The following is a 10,155-nucleotide window of genomic DNA, read 5'->3' as shown; positions in this document are numbered from 1 at the left end:
ATCCAAACGAGAGGCCCTAGCCGGCGCGGGACGCGCGGCGTGGCCGTATCGGTGGTATCAGCCCGATCGGCCGTGCGCGCGCCGGGCGGGCGGCGGGCGTGACCGGCCGCCCGGGCTCGTAGGCGTGCACGTGATCCGTCATGCGTTCATGGTGGACCACGGCACTGACAATCGGCGGTGCCGGCGTGACTCCGCCGGCACCGCCGGCGGAGACGCCGCCGGTCAGCGGGTCGCGAACGGCCGGTCCGTCGGGACGATCTCCTTGCCCAGCGGCAGCAGCGAGACGGGGATCAGCTTGAAGTTCGCGATGCCCAGCGGAATGCCGATGATCGTGACGCACAGCGCGATCCCGGTGACGATGTGGCCGAGCGCGAGCCACCAGCCCGCGAGGACCAGCCACAGGACGTTCCCGACGCAGGACGCGGCTCCCGCGTCACGGCGGTCCACCACCGTCTGGCCGAAGGGCCACAGCGCGTACAGGCCGACGCGGAACGCGGCGATGCCGAAGGGGATGCCGATGATGGTGATGCAGAGCAGCAGACCGGCCGCGAGGTAGCCGAGGAAGAGCCAGAAGCCGCTCAGCACCAGCCATATGACGTTCAGGATCGTTTTCACGGGCGGCGACCTGCCATCTCTTCGAGCCGGGCGATACGTTCCGCCATCGGCGGGTGGGTGGAGAACATCCTGGTGAATCCCCGGCCGGGACGGAACGGGTTCGCGATCATCATGTGGCTCGCGGTCTCGATCCTCGGTTCCGGGGGCAGCGGCAGCCGCTTGGTGCCCGCCTCCAGCTTGCGCAGGGCCGCAGCCAGGGCGAGCGGGTCACCGGTGAGCTGGGCGCCCGCGGCGTCCGCCTCGTACTCGCGGGAGCGACTGATGGCGAGCTGGATGAGGGACGCGGCGAGCGGGCCGAGGATCATGATCAGGAGCATGCCCAGCAGCCCGGGGCCGTCGTCGTCGTCCGAGCGGCCCACCGGGATCAGCCAGGCGAAATTCACCAGGAACATGATCACGGAGGCGAGGGCGCCGGCGACCGACGAGATCAGGATGTCCCGGTTGTAGACATGGCTGAGCTCGTGGCCGATCACACCGCGCAGCTCGCGTTCGTCGAGCATCTGCAGGATGCCCTCGGTGCAGCAGACGGCCGCGTTGCGCGGGTTCCGGCCGGTCGCGAAGGCGTTGGGGGCCTGCGTCGGCGAGATGTACAGCCGCGGCATCGGCTGGCGCGCCTGGGTCGACAGCTCACGCACCATCCGGTACAGCTGCGGCGCCTGGAACTCGCTCACCGGGCGCGCCCGCATGGCGCGCAGCGCGAGCTTGTCGCTGTTCCAGTACGCGTACGCGTTGGTGCCGAGCGCCACGACCAGCGCGACGATCAGGCCCGTACGCCCGAAGAGACTGCCGATGAGGATGATGAGTGCGGACAGTCCCCCGAGGAGTACGGCGGTCCTCAGCCCGTTGTGCCGGCGGTGCACGGTACGCCCTCCAAGTGGTGCGGCAGGGGAACCCTTGCTGGTGCTGGTCCTCGTCCACTGTCCAGTGGACCCTCCCCGCCTGGTCAACGCCAGGCAGGAGTGGCGGGTTCCCTCGCCCCGGCGGAGCGGGGCGCCGGCGGCGCCGGTCCGTCCGGGTGACTCAGCGCGGGCGCGGCAGCCCGGCCTTCTCGAGCGCCTCCGGCAGCGGCTCCACCTCGCTGGTGCAGTGGCGGCAGCGGGTGGCGACGGCCGGGATCTCGGACCAGCAGCGGGGGCAGTCGCGCAGCGCCGCCTTGACGTCGAAGGGCTCCTCCCGCTTGAAGCGGCTCTGGATCTTCATCATGGGGACGACGACGCAGAAGTAGAGCACGGCCGCGGTGATCACGAAGGCCAGGGCGGCGCTGATGAACAGGCCGTAGGGGAACCTGGCCCCCTCGACCGTGAAGTATGCCTTGCTGAAGTCGCCCACCGAGCCGGTGGCGAGGCCGATCAGCGGCGCGATGAAGGCGTTGCTGAAGGCGGTGACGACCGCCGTGAACGCGGCACCGACGGCCAGACCGATGGCCATGGAGATGACGTTGCCGCGCAGGATGAAGTCCTTGAAACCGCTCAGCACGGTCGTACTCCTCGAGGGGTGGGGATCAGAACAGGGTGGCCGCGGTGAACCGCAGCACGAGCTGGGGGTAGCCGGAGAGCACCACGCCCGCGGCGGCGGTCAGGCCGATGGCGAGGGTCAGCGGTGCGGTACCGGCGGCTCGGCGCGCCACGCCGGCCTCTTCGGGGGCCTCGGGCGCACGGAAGAGGATCGCCGTCCACTGCAGGTAGTAGTACAGGGCGATCACCACGTTGATGCCCATGACGACCGCGAGCCAGCCCAGGCCCGCGTCGACCGCGGCCTGGAAGACGGTGACCTTGGCGAACAGCCCGATGATGCCGGGCGGCAGGCCGGCCAGACACAGCAGGAAGAAGCCCATGACCAGGGCGGTGCCCGGCCGGGCCGCGTACAGGCCCCGGTAGTCGGAGACGCGGTTGAGCGGGTGCGTACGGGCGACCAGCGCGGCGACGGCGAAGGCGCCCAGGTTCACGACGGCGTACATCAGGGCGTACGAGACGGTGGCGCCGATCTGGTCGTCGCTGGAGTACGCGGCGGCCGCGATCGGCACCAGGAGGTACCCGGCCTGGGCCACGGAGGACCAGGCCAGCAGCCGGACCGCGCTCCACGCGCGCGTGGGGACCTGCCGCAGCGCGGCGACGTTGCCGACGGTCATGGTCAGCGCGGCCAGCACCGAGAGGGCCGGGCCCCACACGTCGGCGTACGACGGGAAGGCGATGACGGTCACCAGGATCAGGCCGGTGAAGCCGACCGCCTTGCCGACGACGGAGAGGTACGCCGCGACGGGCAGCGGGGCACCCACATAGGTGTCGGGCACCCAGAAGTGGAACGGGACGGCGGCGGTCTTGAAGGCGAAGCCGACCAGGGTGAGGACGACGCCGGCCTTGGCCAGGGTCGCGAGCTGGGCCGGGGTGTCGTCCAGGCTCTGGGCGATCTCGGTCAGGTGCAGCGTGCCGGCCGAGGCGTACACGAAGCTGACTCCGAGCAGCGACACGGCGGTCGCGGTGACGGAGGAGAGGAAGAACTTCAGCGCGGCCTCGCCGGACATGCGATCGCCGCGCTTGAGGCCGACGAGCGCGAACGCCGGCAGGGAGGCGACCTCCAGGGCGACGATCAGCGTCGCCAGGTCCCGTGACGCGGGCAGCAGCGCTGCACCGGCGGCGGAGGAGAGCAGCAGGAACCAGAACTCTCCGGCGGGGAGCTTCTCCTCGGTGTCCGTCAGCGACAGCAGGGCGGTGAGCAGGGCGCCGCCGAGCACCAGGAGCTGGATGACGAGGGTGAAGTGGTCGGCGGTGTAGCTGCACGCGCCGGGGTCGGTGGTGAGGCAGAAGGTGGACCGGTCGCCCTTGCGCAGCGGTGCGAGGGCGACGACCGCGGCGGCGAGGCCGGCGATCGAGATCCACCCGAGGAGGCGGCGGCGCTCCTTCGGTACGAACAGGTCGGCGACGAGCACGACCAGGCCGACGACGGCGGTGATGGTCGGCGGCGCGACGGCGGCCCAGTCGACGGACTGGACGAGGTCGGCTGCGGTGTCCGTGGTGGCGGTGCTCGCGGCTGCGGCGTTCACGACTTGCCTCCTGCGAGGAGCTTCTGCACGGCCGGGTCGGTGAGGCCGAGGAGGAGCGCGGGCCAGAGGCCGGCGAGGACGGTGAGGACGGCGAGCGGGGTCCAGGCGGCGAACTCGTACGTCTGGACGTCGGCGAGCGGCGGCAGGCCGTCGGCGGGCCGGGCGCCCATGCAGACGCGGCGTACGACGACGAGGAGGTACGCGGCGGTCAGCAGCGTGCCGAAGGCGCCGATGGCCATGAAGGTGAGGAACGCCGGGCGGCTGAGGCCCTCGGCCGGGTCGAACGCGCCGAACAGGGCGAGCATCTCGCCCCAGAAGCCGGCGAGGCCGGGCAGGCCGAGGGAGGCGACGGCGGCGAAGGCGAGCAGACCGCCGAGGCGCGGCGCGCGGCCGTAGAGCGCGGCGCCGGTGGCTCCGGCGAGGGTGTCGAGGTCGGCGGTGCCGTACCGGTCCTTGATCGCACCCACGAGGAAGAAGAGCAGGCCCGTGATCAGGCCGTGGGCGATGTTGGCGAAGAGCGCGCCGTTGACCCCGGTGGGGGTCATGGTCGCGATGCCCAGCAGCACGAAGCCCATGTGGCCGACGGAGGAGTACGCGATCAGGCGCTTGAGGTCGCCCTTGGCGCCGGTCCTTGCGAGGGCGAGGCAGGCGAGCGAGCCGTAGATGATGCCGGCGACCGCGAAGGCGGCGAGGTACGGCGCGAAGGTGTGCATGCCGTCGGGGGTGATCGGCAGGACGATCCGGACGAATCCGTACGTACCCATCTTCAGCAGCACGCCGGCGAGGAGGACGGAGCCGATGGTGGGGGCGGCGGTGTGGGCGTCCGGCAGCCAGCTGTGCAGCGGCCACATCGGGGTTTTCACCGCGAGGCCGATCCCGATCGCGAGAACGGCGATGACCTGCACGGACGTGGTGATGTCGCGGCCGTTGTCAGTGGCGAGTGCCACCATGTCGAACGTGCCGGCCTTCAGTCCGACGAGGAGCAGGCCGAGCAGCATGACGACCGAGCCGAGCAGTGTGTAGAGGATGAACCGCCAGGCGGCCTGGCGCCGCCCCTCACCGCCCCAGCGGGCGATGAGGAAGTACATCGGGATGAGCACCATCTCGAAGGCCAGGAAGAACAGCAGCAGGTCGAGGACGGCGAAGGTCGCCAGCGTGCCGGATTCGAGGACGAGCAGCAGCGCGACGAACGCCTTCGGGGAGGGGCCCGCGGGCAGCTTGAAATAGCTGTACAGCGCGCACAGGAAGGTCAGCAGCGCGGTCAGGACCAGGAGAGGGAGCGAAATGCCGTCGACACCGAGGTGGATCCGCACGTCGAGCGCCGGGATCCAGCTGATGTCCGTCGTGGCCTGCATCCTCGACGGCTGGTCGTGGTCGAAGCCCAGCATCAGGACGATCGCGGCGGCGAGGACGGCGCCCGTCACGGTCACGCCGTGGCGCAGCACGGCCTGGTCGGGGGACTTCCCCTTCAGCCCGGGCGGGGCGGGAAGGAGGGCCGCGGCGGCGCCGGCGAGCGGGCCGACGACGAGGAACGCGAGGAGGAACTGCATCACGGATGCGCTGATATCGATCACGGCTCACGACCCGGCGTTGACGTTGGCAATGACGACGGCGGCGATCGCCAGGACGACGGAGCCGGCCAGCAGGACGCTCAGGTAGGTCTGCACGTTGCCCGTCTGGGCGCGGCGCACGGCCCGCCCGAGCAGGTTCGTGCCGCTGCCCGCGCCGCGCACGTACGTCTCGACGACCTCGCGGTCCAGGAAGCTCACCAGCGAGGCGGCGGCCCGGACGGGGCGCACGAAGAGGGCGGAGTAGACGGCGTCGAGGCGGAAGCCGGCGGCGGCGGGGCCGTGCAGCTTGCCGAGGAGCAGGCGCCCGGGGTCGGCGGGGTCCGGGGCCGCCGCGATGTCGCCGTAGGCGGGGGTGTGCGTGGCGATCGCCTCCGCCTCGGACACCGCGGGCTCGTCCTCCGGGTGGGCGGCGACCGCGCCGAGCGGGGTGCGCGCGGCGCGCGCCGTGGTGTGGCGCCAGGTGGCGTAGGTGACCAGCCCGCCGACGAGGGCGATGCCCGTGCCGAGCACGGCGGTGGTGACGGTGGGGGTCAGCGCATGGCCGTCGAACCAGTCGTCCAGCCGGACGACGGCCACGCCGAAGGCGAGGGACGGGATGGCGAGCACCCACAGGACGGCGTTCATGGCGACCGGCTGCCTGCCGTGGTCGGGGGCCTCGGCACCGTGGCCGCGGAAGGCCAGCAGCCACAGGCGCATGGCGTACGCGGCGGTGAGGAGGGCGGTCAGCAGGCCGGAGACGAGGACGATCCAGCCCGCCCCGGCCGGGGCGACGGTCCGGTCGCCGAGGGCCGTGTGCTCGGCCGCCACGAGGACGGCTTCCTTGGAGAAGAAGCCGGCGAACGGCGGGATCGCGGCGAGCGCGAGCAGGGCGACGGTCATCGTCCAGTACGCGTCGGGGATACGGGCGGCCAGGCCCCGCATGCGGGACATGGCGGCCAGGGAGTTGGTGCCGGTGGCGTGGATGATCACGCCGGCGGCGAGGAACAGCAGCGCCTTGAAGGCACCGTGCGACAGGAGGTGGAAGACGGCCGCGCCGCGGTCGCCGACGGCCAGGGCGCCCGACATGTAGCCGAGCTGGCCGATGGTGGAGTACGCGAGGACGCGCTTGATGTCGTCCTGGGCGAGGGCGGCGAGCCCCGATCCGACCATGGTCACCGCGGCCATCACGGCGAGCACGGTCATGGCGGCCGCGGAGGCGGCGAAGACAGGAAGGAGACGGGCCACGAAGTAGACACCGGCGGCGACCATCGTGGCGGCGTGGATCAGCGCGGAGACCGGCGTCGGGCCGGCCATCGCGTCGGGCAGCCAGGTGTGCAGCGGGAACTGCGCCGACTTGCCCGCCACACCGGCGAGCAGGAGCAGCGCCACCAGCGTCGGGTGGTCGATGCCCCCGGCGGCGACGGCGCCGAGAATTCCGGTGATCCGGAACGTGCCGGCGTCGGCGGCCAGCGCGAACAGGCCGATGAGGAACGGCACGTCGCCGAGCTTGGTGACCAGGAAGGCCTTCAAGGAGGCGGCGCGCGCCTCGGGGGTCTCCCAGTAGTGGCCGACCAGGAAGTACGAGCAGATGCCCATGATCTCCCAGCCGACCAGCAGCACCATCAGGTCGCCGGAGTAGACGACCAGCAGCATGGCCGCGGTGAAGAGGGAGACCAGCGCGGCGTACGAGGGGTAGCGCGGGTCGTCGCGGAGGTAGCCCGTCGAGTAGATCTGCACGCAGGAGGCGACCAGCCCGACCAGGACGGCGGTGAGGGCCGCGAAGCCGTCCAGGTGCAGGGCGAGGTCGATGGGGACCGAGCCGGTCGGGGTGAGCTGGGTGGCCGCGTCGATCGCGCGGCCGCCGCCCTGGCGTACGGCGACGACAACGGCCAGCACGAAGGCGGCGAGGGTCGGCAGGACGGCCAGCGGCCGGACGAAGCCGGGGGCGGTCCGGCCGAGCAGCAGCCCGCCGGCGGCACCGAGGAACGGAAGGAGGGGGACGAGAACGGCGAGGGTCGTCGTGGTCACGCGGTGGCCTCGGCCTTCTCGTCGGGGCCCGGGGCGTCGTCGGCGCCCGCGGTCTCGGCGTTGTCGCGGAGCTTGTCGATGTCCGAGGTGCCGCGGTTGCGGTAGACCATCAGGACGATCGCCAGGCCGATGCCGATCTCGGCGGCCGCGATGGCGATGGTGAAGAGGGTGAGCGCCTGGCCGGCGTGCAGGGTGTCGCGGAGCCAGACGTCGAAGGCGACCAGGTTCAGGTTGACCGCGTTGAGCATCAGCTCGACGGACATCAGGACCAGGATCGCGTTGCGGCGGGCGAGCACCCCGTACAGCCCCGTGCAGAAGAGCAGGACGGCGAGCACCGCGGGATAGGCGAGATGCATCAGCGCTGTCCCTTCCGGCTGTTCCCGTCGGCGTGGTCGGCCGCCCGGTCCTTGCGGGACAGGACGATCGCGCCGACCAGAGCCGCGAGCAGGAGCACCGACAGCGCCTCGAAGGGCAGCACCCAGTGCCGGAAGAGGATCGTGCCGGAGACCTTGGTGGAGCCCTGCGCGGGACCGTCCAGATCGATCCAGGTGGTGCGGAACGCGTCGACGACCACCCACACGAGGGCGGCCGCGGAGGCGACGGCCACCACGAGGGCGGCCGGGCGGTTGCCCGAGTCCGCGTCCGGGGACCGGCCGATGGGCGCCCTGGTGAGCATGAGGCCGAAGAGGAGGAGCACGACGACGGAACCGACGTAGATCAGGACCTGCACCCAGGCGACGAACTCCGCCGTGAGCAGCAGGTACTCGACGGCGATGCCGCCGAGTGCGACCACCAGCCACAGGGCGGCGTGCACCAGCTGCTTGGTGGTGACCGTGACGACGGCCGCGCCGAGGGTGACGATGCCGACGAGGAGGAAGGCGATCTCGACGCCGGTGGGCGACAGGAAGCCGTGGGACGCGGCGAGGCTCACTCGCTGCCTCCCTCGGCCGGTCGCCGGGCCTGTCCGGCGCCGGGGGCGTCGGGGGCGTCGGCCGGGGCCGGGGGCGGTGCGCCCTCCGTGGCCCCGGCCGGCTCGGCGGCCCGGGCCGCGGCGAGCTTCTCCGCGGCCTTGCGGGCGGCGGCGATCTCCTTGGGCTCCTCGGCGCCGGGATCGAGCGCGGGCGGCTCCGGGACCGTCCACATCCATTCGCGGAGCTTGTCCCGCTCGTGGGTGAGCTCGTGGATGTCCGTCTCCGCGTACTCGAACTCCGGCGACCAGAAGAGCGCGTCGAAAGGACACACCTCGATGCAGATGCCGCAGTACATGCACAGCGCGAAGTCGATGGCGAACCGGTCGAGCACGTTGCGGCTGCGCTCACGGCCGCCGGGCGTGGCGGCGGGGATCGTCTCCTTGTGGGAGTCGATGTAGATGCACCAGTCGGGGCACTCACGGGCGCAGAGCATGCAGACCGTGCAGTTCTCCTCGAACAGCCCGATCACGCCGCGGGTGCGCGGCGGCAGTTCGGGCTGGGCGTCCGGGTACTGCGCGGTATGGCTCTTCTTCGTCATCGTGCGGAGGGTGACGGCCAAGCCCTTGGCGAGGCCGGATCCCGGGATCGGGGCCATGGTTACGGGTTCACCACCTTGACGATGCCGGTGAGGGCGATCTGGGCGAGGGCGAGCGGGACGAGCGTGGTCCAGGCGAGCCTCTGCAGCTGGTCCTCACGCAGTCGCGGGTAGCTCACGCGCAGCCAGATCACGATGAAGGCCAGGACGGCCGTCTTCAGCAGGGTCCAGACCCAGCCCAGGCCCTCGGCCCCGAACGGGCCGTGCCACCCGCCGAGGAAGAGGACGGTGGTCAGACCGCACAGCACCACGATGCCCGCGTACTCGGCGAGCAGGAACAGCGCGAAGCGCAGGCCGGTGTACTCCGTGTACGCGCCGAAGATGATCTCGGAGTCGGCGATCGGCATGTCGAACGGGGGACGCTGCAGCTCGGCGAGGCCCGCGACGAAGAAGACCAGCGCGCCGACGATCTGCCACGGCAGCCACCACCACTCGAAGGCGTTGAGGATGCCGGGGAGCGACACGGTGCCGGCCGCCATGGCGACGGACGCGGCGGCGAGCAGCATGGGCAACTCGTACGCGAGCAGCTGGGCGGCGGTGCGCAGTCCGCCGAGGAGGGAGAACTTGTTCGCGGACGCCCAGCCCGCCATGAGCGAGCCGAGCACGCCGATGCCCATGACGGCGAGCACGAAGAAGATGCCCGCGTCGACGAGGACGCCGACCGCCCCTTCGCTCGGCCCGACCGGAATGGCGACGAGCACGAGCAGGTACGGGAGCAGGGCGACGGCCGGGGCGAGCTGGAAGATGCGGCGGTCGGCGTTCGCCGGGACCACGTCCTCCTTCTGCGCGAACTTCACGCCGTCCGCGACGAGCTGCGCCCAGCCGTGGAAGCCACCGGCGTACATCGGGCCCAGGCGGCCCTGCATGTGCGCCATGACCTTGTGTTCGGTCTGCCCCACCACCAGTGGCAGGACGAGGAACACGCCGAAGACGACGAGCAGCCGGAGGGCGACGTCGAGTGCGTCGTTCACGCGTCTCCTTCAGGTCGTCGCTGTGCGTCGGTGCGGGGCCGGTCGGCCGGTGAGCCGTCCGCGCTGTTCGAGCCGTCCGCGCTGTCCGAGCCGGCCGCGCTGTCCGAGCCGGCCGCGCTGCTGGAGCCGTCCGTGCTGTCCGAGCCGTGCGTGTTGGCCGCGCCGACCTGGTCTTCCGTGCCGGCCTGGCGTGCCGTGCCGGGGTGGTCTTCCGTGCCCGCCGGGGTCTCCGGGCCCGCCTGGTTTTCCGGGCCCGCCTGGGTCTCCGGGCCCGCCTGGTTTTCCGTGCCCGCCTGGTTTTCCGTGCCGGCGCCGTTGTCCGTCTCGGGGGCCGGCTCGGCCGGGGACGCGGCTTCCTCAGCCGGCGCGGGGGCCGGGGGTTGCG

10 protein-coding genes and 1 pseudogene are annotated in these 10,155 nt (G+C 71.8%); all 11 read right to left on the bottom strand.

What is annotated here, in order from left to right; translation table 11 throughout:
• Positions 1-222: 222 nt before the first annotated feature.
• Positions 223-615 (bottom strand): YccF domain-containing protein, encoded by a 393-nt coding sequence (locus tag IH00_RS0122910; RefSeq protein WP_031076564.1) that lies wholly within the window; start codon positions 613-615, stop codon positions 223-225.
• Positions 612-1,475, bottom strand: coding sequence for a zinc metalloprotease HtpX (gene htpX, locus IH00_RS0122905; RefSeq protein ID WP_031076562.1), 864 nt, complete (start codon positions 1,473-1,475; stop codon positions 612-614). Before htpX ends, IH00_RS0122910 begins: the two co-directional genes overlap by 4 nt.
• A 160-nt stretch (positions 1,476-1,635) precedes the next feature.
• The gene (gene mscL, locus IH00_RS0122900; protein ID WP_031076560.1) at positions 1,636-2,091 is read right to left on the bottom strand and encodes a large conductance mechanosensitive channel protein MscL; all 456 of its coding nucleotides are present in this window, start codon (positions 2,089-2,091) and stop codon (positions 1,636-1,638) included.
• Between the two features lie 25 nt (positions 2,092-2,116).
• Positions 2,117-3,655: an NADH-quinone oxidoreductase subunit N gene (locus IH00_RS0122895; protein ID WP_031076553.1), complete on the bottom strand. Its 1,539-nt coding sequence runs from the start codon at positions 3,653-3,655 to the stop codon at positions 2,117-2,119.
• Positions 3,652-5,205, bottom strand: coding sequence for an NADH-quinone oxidoreductase subunit M (locus IH00_RS0122890; protein ID WP_031076546.1), 1,554 nt, complete (start codon positions 5,203-5,205; stop codon positions 3,652-3,654). The genes IH00_RS0122895 and IH00_RS0122890 overlap by 4 nt, the downstream gene beginning before the upstream one ends.
• A 27-nt stretch (positions 5,206-5,232) precedes the next feature.
• Complete coding sequence (locus IH00_RS0122885) at positions 5,233-7,233, bottom strand: NADH-quinone oxidoreductase subunit 5 family protein (RefSeq protein ID WP_031076544.1); 2,001 nt, start codon at positions 7,231-7,233, stop codon at positions 5,233-5,235.
• A complete protein-coding gene (gene nuoK / locus IH00_RS0122880; protein ID WP_031076541.1) occupies positions 7,230-7,589 on the bottom strand; it encodes an NADH-quinone oxidoreductase subunit NuoK in 360 nt (119 codons plus the stop codon). The genes IH00_RS0122885 and nuoK overlap by 4 nt, the downstream gene beginning before the upstream one ends.
• A complete protein-coding gene (locus tag IH00_RS0122875) occupies positions 7,589-8,164 on the bottom strand; it encodes an NADH-quinone oxidoreductase subunit J family protein (protein ID WP_031076539.1) in 576 nt (191 codons plus the stop codon). Before IH00_RS0122875 ends, nuoK begins: the two co-directional genes overlap by 1 nt.
• Positions 8,161-8,799 (bottom strand): NuoI/complex I 23 kDa subunit family protein, encoded by a 639-nt coding sequence (locus tag IH00_RS0122870; RefSeq protein ID WP_031076537.1) that lies wholly within the window; start codon positions 8,797-8,799, stop codon positions 8,161-8,163. The genes IH00_RS0122875 and IH00_RS0122870 overlap by 4 nt, the downstream gene beginning before the upstream one ends.
• A 2-nt stretch (positions 8,800-8,801) precedes the next feature.
• A complete protein-coding gene (locus tag IH00_RS0122865; RefSeq protein ID WP_031076535.1) occupies positions 8,802-9,770 on the bottom strand; it encodes a complex I subunit 1/NuoH family protein in 969 nt (322 codons plus the stop codon).
• Positions 9,767-10,155: pseudogene (locus IH00_RS44210) on the bottom strand (hypothetical protein); the annotation flags it as partial. The gene IH00_RS0122865 and the pseudogene IH00_RS44210, both read right to left, overlap by 4 nt.

The sequence above is a fragment of the Streptomyces sp. NRRL S-118 genome (assembly GCF_000716335.1).
Lineage (GTDB): Bacteria > Actinomycetota > Actinomycetes > Streptomycetales > Streptomycetaceae > Streptomyces.
The sequence above is the reverse complement of the archived record's forward strand: the minus strand, read 5'-3'. Positions and strand labels throughout refer to the sequence as shown.